Source organism: Shewanella sp. 38A_GOM-205m (assembly GCF_000518445.1).
Taxonomy (GTDB): Bacteria; Pseudomonadota; Gammaproteobacteria; order Enterobacterales; family Shewanellaceae; genus Shewanella; species Shewanella algae.
Map to the genome: position 1 here is coordinate 13,043 of NZ_JADP01000014.1, position 15,198 is coordinate 28,240.

Annotated in this window: 13 protein-coding genes; 5 read left to right on the plus strand and 8 right to left on the minus strand. The window is 53.2% G+C overall.

Annotated features, from left to right (window positions below; translation table 11 throughout):
- Nucleotides 1-479 precede the first annotated feature (479 nt).
- The gene (polA, locus tag N512_RS0110990; RefSeq protein WP_028780365.1) at nt 480-3,248 is read right to left on the minus strand and encodes a DNA polymerase I; all 2,769 of its coding nucleotides are present in this window, start codon (nt 3,246-3,248) and stop codon (nt 480-482) included.
- Nucleotides 3,249-3,633: 385 nt separating this feature from the next.
- Between polA and elbB the strand changes: the two genes are divergently transcribed.
- Complete coding sequence (gene elbB / locus N512_RS0110995) at nt 3,634-4,287, plus strand: isoprenoid biosynthesis glyoxalase ElbB (RefSeq protein WP_028780366.1); 654 nt, start codon at nt 3,634-3,636, stop codon at nt 4,285-4,287.
- Nucleotides 4,288-4,399: 112 nt separating this feature from the next.
- Here elbB and glpG read toward each other — a convergent pair whose 3' ends face one another.
- The 5 genes from glpG to N512_RS0111020 form a co-directional block, all read right to left on the minus strand.
- Complete coding sequence (gene glpG, locus N512_RS0111000) at nt 4,400-5,233, minus strand: rhomboid family intramembrane serine protease GlpG (RefSeq protein ID WP_028780367.1); 834 nt, start codon at nt 5,231-5,233, stop codon at nt 4,400-4,402.
- A gap of 3 nt (nt 5,234-5,236) precedes the next feature.
- The gene (gene glpE / locus N512_RS0111005) at nt 5,237-5,539 is read right to left on the minus strand and encodes a thiosulfate sulfurtransferase GlpE (protein ID WP_025888989.1); all 303 of its coding nucleotides are present in this window, start codon (nt 5,537-5,539) and stop codon (nt 5,237-5,239) included.
- 78 nt (nt 5,540-5,617) lie between these two features.
- Nucleotides 5,618-6,643, minus strand: a complete 1,026-nt coding sequence (tdh, locus tag N512_RS0111010) for an L-threonine 3-dehydrogenase (RefSeq protein WP_025888990.1) — start codon at nt 6,641-6,643, stop codon at nt 5,618-5,620.
- Nucleotides 6,644-6,666: 23 nt separating this feature from the next.
- Nucleotides 6,667-7,860 (minus strand): glycine C-acetyltransferase, encoded by a 1,194-nt coding sequence (locus tag N512_RS0111015; protein WP_028780368.1) that lies wholly within the window; start codon nt 7,858-7,860, stop codon nt 6,667-6,669.
- A gap of 199 nt (nt 7,861-8,059) precedes the next feature.
- Nucleotides 8,060-8,704, minus strand: a complete 645-nt coding sequence (locus tag N512_RS0111020; protein WP_025009072.1) for a TetR/AcrR family transcriptional regulator — start codon at nt 8,702-8,704, stop codon at nt 8,060-8,062.
- A 119-nt stretch (nt 8,705-8,823) separates the two neighbouring features.
- Between N512_RS0111020 and waaA the strand changes: the two genes are divergently transcribed.
- A complete protein-coding gene (gene waaA / locus N512_RS0111025; RefSeq protein WP_028780369.1) occupies nt 8,824-10,095 on the plus strand; it encodes a lipid IV(A) 3-deoxy-D-manno-octulosonic acid transferase in 1,272 nt (423 codons plus the stop codon).
- Here waaA and N512_RS0111030 read toward each other — a convergent pair.
- Nucleotides 10,081-10,797: a 3-deoxy-D-manno-octulosonic acid kinase gene (locus tag N512_RS0111030; protein WP_028780370.1), complete on the minus strand. Its 717-nt coding sequence runs from the start codon at nt 10,795-10,797 to the stop codon at nt 10,081-10,083. The two genes, waaA and N512_RS0111030, sit on opposite strands and share 15 nt — an antisense overlap.
- An 85-nt stretch (nt 10,798-10,882) precedes the next feature.
- Between N512_RS0111030 and N512_RS0111035 the strand changes: the two genes are divergently transcribed.
- From N512_RS0111035 to N512_RS0111045, 3 genes are read left to right on the plus strand one after another with little or no spacing between them, the layout of a single operon-like run.
- The gene (locus N512_RS0111035) at nt 10,883-11,929 is read left to right on the plus strand and encodes a glycosyltransferase family 9 protein (protein ID WP_028780371.1); all 1,047 of its coding nucleotides are present in this window, start codon (nt 10,883-10,885) and stop codon (nt 11,927-11,929) included.
- A gap of 23 nt (nt 11,930-11,952) precedes the next feature.
- Nucleotides 11,953-13,023, plus strand: coding sequence for a hypothetical protein (locus N512_RS0111040; protein ID WP_028780372.1), 1,071 nt, complete (start codon nt 11,953-11,955; stop codon nt 13,021-13,023).
- Nucleotides 13,020-14,129, plus strand: coding sequence for a glycosyltransferase (locus N512_RS0111045; RefSeq protein ID WP_028780373.1), 1,110 nt, complete (start codon nt 13,020-13,022; stop codon nt 14,127-14,129). Before N512_RS0111040 ends, N512_RS0111045 begins: the two co-directional genes overlap by 4 nt.
- Nucleotides 14,130-14,229: 100 nt before the next feature.
- Here N512_RS0111045 and N512_RS0111050 read toward each other — a convergent pair whose 3' ends face one another.
- Nucleotides 14,230-15,192: a WavE lipopolysaccharide synthesis family protein gene (locus N512_RS0111050; protein WP_037474813.1), complete on the minus strand. Its 963-nt coding sequence runs from the start codon at nt 15,190-15,192 to the stop codon at nt 14,230-14,232.
- Nucleotides 15,193-15,198: the final 6 nt, after the last annotated feature.

The following is a 15,198-nucleotide window of genomic DNA, read 5'->3' on the forward strand; positions in this document are numbered from 1 at the left end:
ATGGCTCTCAATGGCGGTAGCATAACGCGAACTGAATCAGTTTTAAAGTAATTACTCTAAAAAATATTGCAGACGAAAAAAAGCCCCAGCAAATGATTGCTGGGGCGCCAGAATTTGGCTGATCACTAAAAGTGAAATAAAGGTCTGAAAGATAGAACATCTTAACCTCTGTACCCTACGCCGAGAATAATACTGTATTTATCTCTAATGGGAAAACTGTTTTTTCAAAAAGACGACAATAATGTGGAGTCGATCACAAGAATCGTTGGCTAGAAAAGCGCCTTTTGATCTTTAAATTACAAAAATGAGCTTAAAAAGCAGGCTTTTAGCGCTGGTTTGTCGATTTTTTGCCAAAAATTGTTGTTTTTAGTTCAGGTAGGGTAGCTAATGACGGGAGCAGATGCGGATAATCATAGCCTTGTGTTCAAAACACAAAAAAGCCATCCCGAAGGATGGCTCTTGATGGAATAGATAGATTATCAGTGAGCCTGATCCCAGCTGTCACCCAAGCCGGCTTCAGCCAGCAAAGGTACATCCAGGGTAGCGGCTTCAGCCATGAGTTTGCAGATCTGGTGTTGTAGCTCTTCGGCTTTCGCTTCATTGACTTCAAACACCAATTCATCGTGAACCTGCATGATCATGGTGATTTCCCCCTTGGTATCAGAGGCTATCCAGTCGGCAACTTTGATCATCGCCTTCTTGATGATGTCGGCTGCTGTTCCCTGCATAGGAGCGTTGATTGCAGCCCGTTCTGCGGCTTGACGCCGCATGGCATTGCGATCACGGATTTCCGGCAGATACAGGCGCCGACCAAAGAGTGTGGAGACATAACCTTGCTCGGCAGCGAGTGCCCTGGTCTCTTCCATATACTTGAGCACGCCGGGATAACGCTTGAAGTAGGTATCCATATAGCTTTGTGCTTCAGTGCGGGGAATATCCAGTTGGCGTGCCAAGCCAAAGGCGGACATGCCATAGATAAGACCGAAGTTAACCGCCTTGGCCCGTCGGCGCTGCTCTGGAGTGACAGTTTCAAAAGCCACATCAAAGACTTCAGCCGCCGTTGCTCTGTGAATATCTTTACCCTCGGCGAATGCCGCCAGCAGGCCGGCATCCTGGGACAGGTGAGCCATGATCCTGAGTTCAATCTGTGAGTAGTCGGCGGCCAGAATCTTGCGCCCTGAAGGTGCGATAAAGGCCTGACGAATTCTGCGCCCCTCTTCGGTGCGGATAGGAATATTCTGCAGGTTAGGGTCGCTGGACGACAAGCGGCCGGTGGCAGCGTTGGCTTGATGATAGCTGGTATGCACCCGGCCGGTTTTGCCATTGATCATCAGCGGTAACTTATCTGTATAAGTGCTCTTGAGCTTGGTCAGGCTGCGATGCTCGAGAATGATCTTTGGCAATGGATAATCCAGCGCCAACTCTATCAATACCTCCTCGGCGGTTGATGGCGCGCCTTTTGGAGTTTTCTTGATCACCGGATAACCCAGCTTTTCGAAGAACAGCGCCTGCAGCTGTTTGGGAGAACCCAGATTGAACTTCTCTCCGGCTATCTCATAGGCTTTTTGCTCCAGCGCATCTATCTTTTGTGCCAGCTCATCACTCTGCTGCGACAGTTGCATACTGTCGATCAACACTCCGTCGCGCTCCATCTGTGAGAGCACCTGAATAAGCGGCAACTCAAGTTCGGTGAAAACGTTGGCTAACTCTTGCTCCCGCTCAAGCCTTGGCCACAGGTGTTGATGTAGCCTGAGTGTGATATCGGCATCTTCGGCGGCGTAAGGCGCCGCTGTTTCCAAAGGGATCTGGTTGAATGTCAGCTGCTTGGCGCCTTTACCGGCAATATCTTCGAAGCTGACACATTTGTGCCCCAGATACTTGAGCGCCAGGCCATCCATGTCGTGTCTGGATGCTACAGAATTGAATACATAGGATTCGAGCATGGTATCGAAGGCGACACCGGCCAGTTTGATACCGGCATTGGCCAGAATACTGATGTCATATTTCAGATTTTGACCGACTTTCTTTATCTCGGGATCTTCGAGAATAGGCTTGAGTTTGGCCAATACCCCTTCTCTAGGCAGCTGCTCGGGGGCATCCAAGTAATCGTGTCCCAGTGGCAGATAGGCGGCTTCTCCAGCCTTGACGGCAAAGGATAAACCCACCAGTTTGGCGTCCATATAGTTGAGGCTGGTGGTTTCAGTATCTACCGCCATCAGTTCGGCATCGGCCAGTTTTTTCAGCCATTTTTCCAGTGCGGTTTCTGTCAGTATGGTTTCGTATTCTGTCTCTATAGTGACTTGAGATGGAGTTTCTTCCTGAGTCTCTGGCGCTGCTGTGTTGGCCGCCTTGGGGTGCGGCATCTTGTTGTCCAGAACTTCTGCCAACCAACGCTTGAACTCCATCTCGCCGTAAAGCTGTGTCAGTTGGTCTTTATTGGGCTCGGTAATATTGAGTTGATGCCAATCCAAATCCAGCTCGCAATCTGTTTTGATAGTTGCCAGATCGTAGGATAGTTGCAGCATCTCAGCATTGTCGGTGATTTTCTTGGCCATGGTCTTGGCACCACGGAAGCCAAGTTCCGTGACACAATCCGGTTGCTGCAGTAGCTTGGCGACACCACCAGCCCCTGTCAGCATGGCCAACGCGGTTTTCTCACCCACACCAGGCAGTCCCGGGATGTTATCGGCCTTGTCGCCCATCAGTGCCAACAGGTCGATGATAAGCTCGGGGCCGACGCCAAATTTACTGGTGACCTCTTCCGGTCCCATTATGGTGTCTGTCATTGTGTTGATCAGGGTGACATTGTCATCCACCAGTTGCGCCATATCCTTATCGCCTGTGCTGATCAGAATGGCACGGCCTTCCTTACTGGCCCTGGAGGCAAGAGTGCCTATCACGTCATCGGCTTCAACCCCGGGAATACAAAGGAGTGGCAGGCCAAGAGCCTCGATGATGGCATGCAGGGGGGCTATCTGACTTCGCAGATCATCAGGCATTGGTGGCCTGTGGGCCTTATACTCGGCGTACATCTCGTTACGAAACGTGGGACCCTTGGCATCAAAAACAACCGCCATCTGTTGTGGCTTGTATTTGCCCAGCAAGCTGCGCAACATATTGACTACGCCATAAACAGCCCCGGTAGCTTCACCCTTGGAATTGGTCAGGTGAGGTGGTGCATAGTAGGCCCGATAGAGGTAGGAAGAACCATCCACAAGGACGAGGGGGTTTTCTGCTATTGTTGGCATAGTTTTGTTTCAATCTAAGCTGTCTTAAGTGCTGCTAAGCATGCCATATCAAGGCATTTTCGGCCATGACAAAATCACCCACAGCCTGTGGATAAGTCTGTGAGTGAAAAAATCAACATAGAGAAAGGCGGTAGAGAACAACATAAAGTTGTTTTTATAACTTGTTGATATTTATTTGTTATTTGTTTTTTTGTGAGTCAGGTAAAAGTTTTACTAAATCTTATCGGTTGTGGATTTTTTAAATTCCTTTTCCAGATTCGCACCTTGGTAGCGGTAAAAATCGCCTCTTAGCAGAGACGATGAATTAAGTTAGCATGATTTTTAATCAGATCAACCAGTTTGTAACTGGTTTGTTAAACCCAAATGACATAAGAGGGAATTTTTAATGAAAAAAATCGCAGTTCTTCTCAGTGGTTGCGGTGTCTTCGATGGCAGTGAAATCCATGAGGCGGTGTTGACCCTGCTGTCCCTGTCTCGTTCGGGCGTGGCTTACCAGTGTTTTGCCCCTGATATTCCTCAAATGCATGTGGTCAATCATCTCAAGGGTGAAGTCGTGGAGACTGAGCAGCGCAATGTGTTGGTGGAGGCTGCTCGAATTGCCAGGGGTGATATCAAGGCGACTTCTGAACTGAATGTGGCTGACTTCGACGGCCTGATCATTCCCGGAGGCTTTGGGGCCGCCAAAAACCTCTGTAACTTTGCCGTGAATGGCAGCAATAGTGAGATTGCCGCTCCGGTACGTGAATTTATCAGCCGTTTTATCAGTGCAGGCAAGGTGGTGGGCTTTATCTGTATCGCGCCTGTGATGATCCCGGGCCTCTATGGTGAAGGGGCCAGAGGTACCATAGGGACGGACGCTGAAACCGCAGCGGCCTTTGTTGCCATGGGCGGTGAACATCAAAATGCCAAGGTAGATGAAATTGTGGTCGACAGTGAGCGCAAGATAGTCAGCACCCCAGCTTACATGCTGGCAGGTTCCATTGCCGAGGCCAATAGTGGCATTGAAAAGCTGGTGGCCAAGGTGTTGGAGCTGGCCTAAGCCCTGTCCAAGTTACTTTGATCCTATTCAAGAGGGAGCCTGAGCTCCCTCTTTTTACTGTTGCCGGCTGTGCAGAGTGACTTTGGTGTGTACAAACCTGAGCCACATAGGATTATCTTTTCCCGCGGTTGTCGAGCCAGCCTTGGGCCAGCCCGACCAAGAGTCCACCCAGATGCGCGCCGTTGGCTATCGAAAGGCCAAACACATCCATAAAGCCAAGTACCAGCCACAACAGCATAAAACCCATCAAGGCCGGTGGCAGACCTATGCCTTTCTCTGGGCTCATGCGGCCGCTGACCCAGGTATAACCCACCAGGCCATACACAACCCCGGAAAGACCGCCGAAGTTGGGACCACTGAGATAGAACTGCACTATATTGGGCAAAGTGCCGGCGACCAACAGCAGAGTCAGTAAAGGAGCAAGACCGATACGGTTTTCTATTTTGCCACCCAAGACCCACCACCAGAGTAGGTTAAAGGTGATATGCAGCGCCGAGAAGTGCAGCAGGCTCGGGGTAAACAAGCGCCAGAATTGGCTGAAACCGGCATCCGAAGTGGCGCCGAAGAAGGCCAGGGCTTCGAATACCTGATTGCCGTAGCCCAGGTTCATGGCTGCGAAGATAGCTATGCAGACCAGTAGAATGATCAGCGTCAGCGGTCCGGCGCCGGTAATAAATTGACTCAGCAGTTGCAGCGATGGCGCGCCATAGTCAAAGCGGATTCGGTTGTCGCCATGATCCCAAGAGGCCTGCAAGTACTTGGGGTTTAACGGATCTTGGACAAAGTCGAGAAATGCTTTGCGCCCCTTGGCTTGGTCTGTGTCCTCGATAACATGGATGGCCACTCCCTGTTCCAGATGTGTGATGCGACAGGGGATCCCTTCACCCTTGAGGTAGTCTATCAGCGCCTGGGCAGCACGTTCATTGGGGAGGCGGCCGATTTCCATGCCTCAGTCCCTCGGCCAGGCAGCGAAACCGCCATCCAGGCTGTAGACCTCATCGAATCCTTGATGTTGCAAATATTCCGCTGCGCTTTGGCTGCTGATGCCATGATAACAGCAGACAACCAAGGGCTTATCCATATCAGCGTCCCTGAGATAGTCGGCCAGATTGTCATTGCCGAGGCGGACGGCTCCTGGAATATGGGCCGTCTCGAAACTGGCAGGATCGCGAATATCGACTATCTGCAACTCGGCATCTTCGGCCATCATTTGCTGGAGTTGAACGACAGAAAGGTGTTGGTAACTGGACATACTTTGCCTGTAAAAGAGGTGATGCTTGTTAACAGTGTGCATCAGGGCGCTGCATGAGTACAGCGCCCTGTTTGAGGATCAATCCCAGCTGAGAATGACCTTGCCGGATTGACCCGAACGCATGGCATCGAAGCCCTGCTGGAAGTCATCCACCTTGTAATGGTGGGTGATAATAGGCGCAATATCCAATCCGGACTGGATCAAACTGGCCATCTTGTACCAGGTTTCAAACATTTCCCGGCCATAGATGCCCTTTATCACCAACCCCTTGAAGATGACCTTGCTCCAGTCTATGGCCATATCGCCACCCGGGATCCCCAACATGGCAATTTTGCCACCGTGGTTCATGGTATCCAACATGGAGTGGAAGGCCGATGGTACACCGGACATTTCCAGGCCGACATCGAAGCCCTCTGTCATGCCGAGCTCACTCATCACATCTTCGAGTTTTTCCTTGGCCACATTGACGGCTCGGGTCGCTCCCAGCTTGCGCGCCAGTTCCAGACGGTATTCGTTGACATCTGTGACAACTACGTGGCGGGCACCGACATGGCGGCAAACCGCGGCGGCCATAATGCCTATGGGACCGGCTCCGGTGATCAGCACATCTTCACCGACGAGATCAAACGACAGCGCAGTGTGTACCGCGTTGCCAAAGGGGTCGAAGATAGCGGCCAGATCGTCGCTGATATCATCGGGGATCTTGAAGGCGTTGAAGGCCGGGATCACCAGATATTCGGCGAAGGCGCCTTCGCGGTTAACCCCAACCCCCACTGTGTTACGGCACAAATGAGTACGGCCACCACGGCAATTACGGCAGTGACCACAGGTGATATGACCTTCGCCTGACACTCGGTCACCAATATTGAAGCCACGAACTTCCTGACCCATATCTACCACTTCGCCGACATATTCATGGCCGACAACCATAGGAACCGGGATGGTCTTTTGTGACCACTCATCCCAGTTGTAGATATGCACATCGGTACCACAAATGGCGGTCTTGCGAATCTTGATCAGCAGATCGTTATGGCCCATTTCAGGTTTGGGCGCGTCTACCATCCAGATGCCTTGTTCAGGCTTGAGTTTACTCAGTGCTTTCATCATGTTACTCCATGGGATAGGTATCAGATGATACCCATCTCCTTACCGATTCGGGTGAAGGCTTCGATGGCCTTGTCCAGCTGTTCACGGCTGTGAGCCGCCGACATCTGGGTACGGATACGGGCCTGTCCCTTGGGTACTACCGGGAAGGAGAAGCCGATGACATAGATGTTTTCCTGCAGCAGGCGGTTGGCGAAGTCACTGGCCAACTTGGCATCACCCAGCATGACCGGCACTATGGCGTGATCGGCACCGGCCAGGGTGAATCCGGCTGCAGCCATTTTTTCACGGAAATAACGGCTGTTTTCCCATACCGCTTCGCGCAGTTCCTGGCCCTCTTTGAGCATCTCCAGCACCCGAATCGAAGCGCTGACGATGGAAGGCGCCAGTGAGTTGGAGAACAGGTAAGGGCGTGAACGCTGACGCAGCCAATCGACAACTTCTTTGCGGGCCGCTGTGAAGCCGCCGGAAGCGCCGCCCAGCGCCTTACCCAGGGTGCCTGTGATGATGTCGATACGCCCCATCACATCGCAATATTCGTGGGTGCCGCGACCGTTCTGGCCGATAAAGCCAACGGCGTGGGAGTCATCGACCATGACCATAGCGCCGTATTGGTCGGCGAGATCACAGATACCCTTGAGGTTGGCAATAACCCCATCCATGGAAAACACCCCATCTGTCGCTATCAAGATATGGCGGGCACCGGTATCGCGGGCGGCGATCAGTTGGGTTTCCAGGTCGTTCATATCATTGTTGGCGTAGCGGAAACGCTTGGCCTTACACAGGCGGACACCGTCAATGATAGAAGCGTGGTTCAGGGCATCCGACACTATGGCATCTTCCGGGCCCAGCAGGGTTTCAAACAGACCGGCGTTGGCATCGAAGCAGGAGGAGTAGAGGATGGTATCTTCCATGCCGAGAAACTCGGACAGATTGGCTTCCAGCTGCTTGTGAATGTCCTGGGTTCCGCAAATAAAACGTACCGAGGCCATGCCGAAGCCATGGTCTGCCAACCCGGCCTGCGCCGCCTTGATCAATTCAGGGTGATTGGCCAGGCCCAGGTAGTTGTTGGCGCAGAAGTTGATAACTTCTGCTTCGTTGACGCGAATGGCTGGTTGCTGCGGAGAAACTATTACACGCTCGCTCTTGTACAGGCCTTCGGCCTTGACGTCGGCAAGCTGTTGGTTGATCTGATCGTAGAATGAGGTAGATGCCACCTTAAGTCTCCTTGATTGGATTATTCTGTTTATTGGAGTGGTGGCATTTTAACCCTAAAGCCAATGGCCCAACACTCTTTTTTAAGCTGAGCCGACAGGGATAAATCAGATTAGGGCTAGTGCTTGTTTCAGATGAGAAAAACTAAGGAAGTCGAGAAGGAGAAAGGCACCTGAATGACAGATGCCCAAGGCTGCAGTGCTAGTCTTGCTGGTGAGCCAAAGTTTGGTAGTGCTGCTCCAGGCGCTCGAAGGTCGAGGTGGAACTGGGAGTGGCGTAGGCCTTGAAGATCATCAGTACCCTGAGCAGGCCTTCATAGAGTGAAGACTTGGTAATATTGGCTATGCTGGATTGGGTCAGCTGATAGCTGATCCAGAAACTGACTATCATCTTGATGGTATCGGCCAGGCTGGAGATCTTGTCTTGCTCCAGCTGCAGAAATCCATCCTGGCATAGTAGCTGCAGCACATGGCTAGAGCGGGTCAGCACCTTTTGCTGGGCTTCCAGATAGCGCTTTTTCAAGGCCTCATCGCGGCTGAGGATGTCGGCCAGGTTGGCGTACATAAAGCGAAATTGCCACAGGGTATAGAACATGGCATCGAAATAGCCAATCAACAACTCGACATCGACTTGCCTGTCTTCATAGGGTTGAAACCCCAGTTCCAAATGATTTTCATACTGGGCGAAGATGCAGCGAATAATGTCTTCCTTGTTGCGGAAGTGATAATAGAGATTGCCCGGGCTGATTCCCAGATGGGCCGCGATATGATTGGTGGTGATGGAGCGCTCGCCGTGTTCGTTGAAGAGTTCCAGACTGGCCTGGATGATTTTATCGCGGGTTTTCATCTGAGTCCTAAATGGTTGCGGCATCATCCGCAATCCGGCGAATGGCTCTTGGTTATGCTGCTTCGGGTATTATGCTAGCATTGTGACAATCCATCAGGCAAAACTCAATTATCCCGCCAATGAACCTTAGCCGTTACTCACTCTTGCTGTATCTGTTGTCGCCACTGTTGCTGCTCTACCTGGCATTTAGGGCCTTGAAGAGCCCGGATTATCGCGGCAGGTGGGGCGAGCGATTCGGCTTGTTCAAGGCCAGGCCGACAGACTTGTTGATCCACACAGTCTCCATGGGGGAAACCCTGGCGGCGGTCCCGCTGATCAAGGCGCTGATGCTAGCCAACCCTGATTTATCTGTCACGGTAACGACCACCAGTCCCACAGGTTCCCGCGAGGTACTCAAGGCGTTTGGCGACAAAGTACAACACTGTTATTTGCCGTTCGATCTTCCCTGGTGTGTGCGGCGTTTTCTGAACAGGCTCAATCCTTCGAACCTGATTGTGATGGAAACCGAACTCTGGCCTAACTTGCTGCATCAGGCCAAAAAACAGGGCGCCGGCATCATGCTGGCCAACGCTAGGTTGTCAGCCAAGTCGGCAGCCAAATACCAAAAGTGGGCCGATCTTAGCCTGCCTATGTTGCAATTACTGGACAAGATAGCAGTGCAGACCCAAGCCGAGGCCGAACGCTTTATCGCCCTCGGGGTTGCCGGCGACAAGTTGAGTGTTTGCGGCAGCCTCAAGTTCGACCTGCAACTGGATCAGCACAAGATAACCAAGGCCAGAGGGGAAAGGCAGTTGTGGGGACGCGCCTCGTCCCCGGTATGGGTTGCCGGCAGCGTTCATCCGGGGGAGTTTGCCGCCATGCTGGAGTGCCATAAACGCTTGTTGGCGCTGTGGCCTGAGGCTTTATTGATCATGGTACCGAGACACCCGGAGCAGTTCGATAATGCCGCCACGGCAATCAAGCAGGCCGGGCTTGCCTATGTGCGGCGCAGCAGCGGCCATGAGCTAGCTGCCGAGACTCAGGTGCTGCTGGGGGATACCATGGGGGAGCTGCTGGGGTTATATGCCTGTGGCGATCTGGCCTTTGTCGGCGGCACCTTGATCACCAATGGCGGGCATAATCCGCTGGAGCCGGTAGCCTTGGGCTTGCCGGTATTTGTTGGCCCTCATCATTGGGACTTTGCCGAGATAACCCGTCTGCTGCAAGATGCCGGAGCCTTGCAATTGGTTGAAGATGCTTCCTCGTTGGCGAGTGGCATAACGGCACTGTTACAGGACGGCGATGCGAGACGCCGCGCCGCCCAAGCCGGCTTGGAAGTGGTTAGCAGCAACAGAGGAGCACTGCAGAAGCAGTTGCAGTTGGCTCAGGCCTTGTTGTCAGGCACTCGCTGAGCCGCGGTAGCCTTCCAGCAGCCACTGCCAGTTCTCTTCGGCAAATTGCAGCTCGGGCTGTTTGCGTTTTTCCTTGTTGAAGGAGCGCAGCAGCCGACTGAGATTGGCCTGTTGCCAGCCATCGGCTGGGGTTCGCAGCTCACCTCGGTCAAAATCAATCAGATAAAAGCCCTGGTCGCTGCTGAGAATGTTTTTGGCGTTGAGATCGGCATGGTAGACACCGCGCTGATGAAAACGGCCAATCAAGGCACCGAGTTGTTGCCACTGTGGGCGGGACATAGCCTGTTTTTGCAGCAGAGCCACCAGATCCTCGGCACCATGAATGCGGCGGATCAGAATGTCGGCCCGGTACCAGAGCCCGAAGCGTTCCACTTTGGCGGCAATCGGCTCGGGCACAGGTAAACCTTCTTCAAAGAGTTGCTCCAAGAGCGCCAGTTCTGCCACGGCGCGGGTCTTGGTGAGGCCGGTGAACAGGTAGGCGTCTTTGCTGAACTTTTCCATCAAGCCACCGCGCCAATAGTGGCGCAATACCCATTGCTGTTTCTCATGCTCAACAAACCAGGTGGTGTAACGCCCCTTGGATGAGCCGACAATCGCTTGCTGTTGCCGCCAAAAAGACTCGTCAAACCAGGTTTCATTCAGGGCTTGTGGGGCGGCAAGGCTCAGTGCCAGGCAACCCTTGGCGGTGTTTTTAATCTGCATCGGCTATTTGTTCGTTATAAGCGTGGAACCTGGGTCTATTCTACATTAAGATCTGGGGTTTGCACCCAAGAAGCCGATTCTGTCCATGAGCCTTGACCCCGCGAAAATTCAATCTCTCTGTTTGCTGCGCCTGTCGGCGATTGGCGATGTTTGTCATGCCGTAGCCATGGTGCAGGCGATTCAGCGCCAGTACCCGCAACTGGCCATCACCTGGGTGATAGGCAAGATAGAATATCAGTTGCTCAAGCACCTGCCCGGAGTTGAGTTTGTGGTGTTCGACAAAGGCCAAGGCTGGAAGAGTTATCTCAATCTGCGGCGGGCGCTCAAGGGACGTCGCTTCGATGTGCTGTTGCACATGCAGGTGGCGCTGCGGGCTACCATAGCCTCATTGATGATCCCCGCTAAGGTGCGCATAGGTTTTGACCGGGCCAGAGCCAAAGAAGGGCAGTGGCTGGTGACCAATGAACAGGTGGCTCCGCTGGCAACGCCACACGTGCTGGAAGGCTTTATGGGGTTTGCCGCCAAATTGGGAGTAACAGATTTGAGCCCCAGTTGGCATATCCCGCTGCCGGAAGAGGACAAGGCGTTTGCTCGTCAGTGGGTCGCTGATGATGACAAGACTTTTATCATCTGCCCGGCGGCGAGTAAGGCCGAACGCAACTGGTTGCCGGAGCGGTATGCCGCCGTGGCCAACCATGCGTTTGAACGCGGGTTCAAGGTGTTGCTCTGCGGTGGCCCAAGTGCATTGGAAAAACAGCTGGCTGAGGATATCAGTGCCCAGTGTCAGCAGCCGCCAACTAATTTGATTGGCAAAACATCTCTGGTGCAGTTGCTGGCTGTTCTGGAGCGGGCCAGCCTGGTGTTGGCTCCGGATACTGGTCCGGCGCATATGGCGGTGACCCAAGCGACGCCGGTTATCGGTCTCTATGCTCATTCCAATCCGGGGCGCACCGGGCCATACACTTGGAAGGAATATGTGGTGAGTGCCTATGAGCAAGCGATAGCGCAGCAGTTCCCGGGCCATCAGGTTCCCTGGGGCACACGAGCCAAAGGTGAGCATCTGATGGAGTTGATCTCTGTGGAGCAGGTGTGCAGCATGTTCGATCGCGTGGTCGCCGACTTTCGTCTTTGAAGTATCAGTCTATGAATAAGCCTATGACAGCCCAATCCGCAGTAAAGTTTTTGTTTGTGCCCGTGTCTTCTGCCGAAGGCATGGGTGAGTATATGCGCTCATTGATCATCGCCGATGAAGTGAAGCGGGTTTGGCCACAGGCGGATATTCGCTTTGTTCTCAGCCGGGAAGCTCCCTACGCCAAGACTTGTCCCTATCCTGCAGATTTGCTGGCCCGGACGCCCACTAAGGAGGTCAAGGCGGTCAACGGCATCATGGATGAGTTTGCTCCCGATGTGGTGCTGTTTGACGCTTCAGGCCGTAAGTCACAACTGAGCCATGCCCACAACTTGGGTGCCAAGGTGATCTTCTTCAGCCAGCACAAGCGCAAGCGCAGCCGGGGTATGAAAATAGGGCGCGCCAGGGTCACAGACAGCCACTTGGTCGTACAGCCTGAGTTTGTTATCGGCCCTATCAGCGCCTGGGAAAGTATCAAGCTAAAGCTCATTGGTAAGCCGGAACCTGTGTGTATCGGCCCTGTATTTACCCCGCCGGATGAAGCGCGGCAGCAGACTTTGCTGCAACAGTATGGCTTGAATGAGGGCGAATTTTTGCTGTTCAACGCCGGTTCCGGCGGCCATAAACTCAATGACAAGCTGGCAGCCGATTATTTCTTTGCCGCCGCCGAGGCTTGTTACCAAGCCTCGGGTATTCCTGTGGTGATGGTGTTTGGCCCCAATTATCCCAAGGATTTACCGCAGGCTCCCGGTGTCATAGCTATTTCCTCGTTGGCCAATGCCGACTTTATCAATTTGCTGGTGGCTTCGCGCGCTGCGGTTCTCAGTGGCGGTGATACCCTGCTGCAGGCCATAGCGCTGCGTAAAAATACCCTGGCCGTTGCCGTGTCCAAAGATCAGCCTGCGCGAATTCGTGTCTGTTCAGACAAGGGGTTGGTGCTGCAGGCCGAGGCCGAACAGATGAGTTCGGCAGTACAGGCCCTGTTGTCGCCGGATATGGGGCAGAAGTTGCAACAAGCCATGGCCGCAGAACCGGACATGAACGGGCTACAGCTCACTATAGATGCGCTTAAGGCGTTGCTGGAGAATCAAGCATGACAGGCAGAAGAATCGCCATTGCCATAGACAGTCTCGCCGGTGGCGGCGCCGAAAAAGTAATGCTGACGCTGGCCACAAGCTTGAAGCAGATGGGACACGAGCCTCATCTGCTGGTGCTGCATAACGACTGTCACCACGAAGTGCCCGCCGCCCTGGCGGTGCATTTCTGTTTCGATGCCAAAGAGCGCAATATCGACAGTTTCTGGCGCCTGAAATCATCGGTTGCCAGAGTGCAGAGCTGGATTGCACAACTACAGCAGCAACATGGCACATTCGAGTTGTTTCTCTCCAATCTGGACAAGACCAACCTGTTGATGACTCGCGCCTGTGTGGCGCCACTCTACTGCATAGTGCACAACTCGATTGAAGAGGAGTTGCAAAGGCAGCGCAAGTTGGGGCCATTTGCCTACCTGAGTATGCTCAAGGCCAAGAAGGCGCTCAATGGCCAGAAATTGGTGACGGTTTCCAAAGGGATCGCCGGGGAGATAACGCAAGTGGGCCGGATCAAGCCCGCTTCGGTGCAGACTATTTACAATCCGTTTGAGCTGGACAAGATCCAGGCCTTGTCACAACAAGTGCCAGCAGATATGCCGACAGGGGATTATATGATCCATGTCGGTCGTTTTGCCCGGCAGAAACGCCACGATGTGCTCTTCGCTGCCATGAAGCAGATGAAAAACCCTATGCCATTGGTATTGTTGTGTAACAACAAGAAGAAGGCACTCAAGGCGGCGCATAAGTTTGGGGTCAGCGACAGGGTGATCATCCCGGGATTCCAGACCAACCCCTACCCCTGGATCAAAAATGCCCGTCTGTTGGTGCTCAGTTCCGACTATGAAGGCTTGCCAACGGTATTGATAGAATCACTGGCAGTGGGAACCCCTGTGGTGAGCAGCGATTGTCGTCATGGCCCGAAAGAGATTTTAACCGGGGAGTTTAGCCGTTATCTGGTACCCCGTAGGGAACCTGCTGCGCTGGCCAAGGCCATGGATGCGGCGCTGAATGATTATCCGGACTGTGCTTCGGCCGAGATACTGCAGCAAGTGGGTGCCAAGCGGGTTGCTGAGCAATATCTGGCATTACTCAACGGGCCTGACTCAGAGTAACAAAGATTAAAAAAAGGGCTGATTCTGCCCTTTTTATTTAGGATTGTACGAACGAAACCGGCCTGCTCTCTGGCGTGCAAGGGCTATTTGCCGGAACCCGTTAACCGAGTCTGAACTTGAGGTAGCTGAAAGGCATTTTCAGCATGCGTCGCCATCCCAGAGTACTGAACAGGGCCAGTTTGGAAGCCGGAAACTTAGGGTCACAATAGCGCTGGTAGAGCAGTTGCCAGTCGAGATGACTCATCTCGTTGGGGCGCTTGCTCTTGGGGATAAAGCGCTTTATCAGACCAAGCCCAATCTGCTCAGGCTCCAGCACCAGTAGATTGGAAGCCATAAATCTATCCCACTGCTCATCCATAGCGGCATCAAAATGGTGCCTGTGCTCCAGCTTGGGCCATGCGGGATCCAGGCGTCTCAGCCAGATATCACAATAAATCTGCTCTGCATGGGGGCAGGTCAAAGGGGCGCCATGATATTGCGCCTGGCCGCTTCTCGAAGGGTCGTATTCGAGATCGGCAAACAGTGGCAGGTCCCATATCTTCAACAGATCTTCCTTGAGCCCAAAGTGGAAAAAGTCACTCGGGTGCCTGACGACTCTCTGCCCTTCGGCATAACGCCGAAAGTAGCTGGTATTGACTACGACTCTTTCCTGGAAATAGCTGTCGACGGCATTGCGGACGGGATACTTGCCCTGGGCTGCCACAAAACCCTTGCCGGTCAGGAAATTGTCCGAGCGCAGTTTGACGGCATAGCGGGTTTCTACCCGTTTAAGCCCTTCGGCGGAGGAGACAATTTGGCGGTTGAAGTTGAGTTTTTGCGGTTTGCCGGCGGCATCATAGGCCACTATATTGCCACCCGGGTCCTGATTGAGCAGCAGCAGATCCGGCTCCAGCCCACTGCAATCCTGCCCCTCCCAGGTGGAGAGAATAATCTTGGCACCGGGCAGGTGCTCTCTGATGCTTTGCAAACACTTATGGGTAATGCCTGTTTCCTGGGCCCTTTCCTGGTAGCTTTGAACCGGGCCTTGCACTACCACTGTGATATCGCTGAAATTGATTGCCATAATTAA

Coding starts and splice junctions, on each gene's coding strand:
- polA (WP_028780365.1), bottom strand. CDS start 3,248: ATGCCAACAATAGCAGAAAACCCCCTCGTCCTTGTGGATGGTTCTTCC.
- elbB (WP_028780366.1), top strand. CDS start 3,634: ATGAAAAAAATCGCAGTTCTTCTCAGTGGTTGCGGTGTCTTCGATGGC.
- glpG (WP_028780367.1), bottom strand. CDS start 5,233: ATGGAAATCGGCCGCCTCCCCAATGAACGTGCTGCCCAGGCGCTGATA.
- glpE (WP_025888989.1), bottom strand. CDS start 5,539: ATGTCCAGTTACCAACACCTTTCTGTCGTTCAACTCCAGCAAATGATG.
- tdh (WP_025888990.1), bottom strand. CDS start 6,643: ATGAAAGCACTGAGTAAACTCAAGCCTGAACAAGGCATCTGGATGGTA.
- N512_RS0111020 (WP_025009072.1), bottom strand. CDS start 8,704: ATGAAAACCCGCGATAAAATCATCCAGGCCAGTCTGGAACTCTTCAAC.
- waaA (WP_028780369.1), top strand. CDS start 8,824: ATGAACCTTAGCCGTTACTCACTCTTGCTGTATCTGTTGTCGCCACTG.
- N512_RS0111030 (WP_028780370.1), bottom strand. CDS start 10,797: ATGCAGATTAAAAACACCGCCAAGGGTTGCCTGGCACTGAGCCTTGCC.
- N512_RS0111035 (WP_028780371.1), top strand. CDS start 10,883: ATGAGCCTTGACCCCGCGAAAATTCAATCTCTCTGTTTGCTGCGCCTG.
- N512_RS0111040 (WP_028780372.1), top strand. CDS start 11,953: ATGACAGCCCAATCCGCAGTAAAGTTTTTGTTTGTGCCCGTGTCTTCT.
- N512_RS0111045 (WP_028780373.1), top strand. CDS start 13,020: ATGACAGGCAGAAGAATCGCCATTGCCATAGACAGTCTCGCCGGTGGC.
- N512_RS0111050 (WP_037474813.1), bottom strand. CDS start 15,192: ATGGCAATCAATTTCAGCGATATCACAGTGGTAGTGCAAGGCCCGGTT.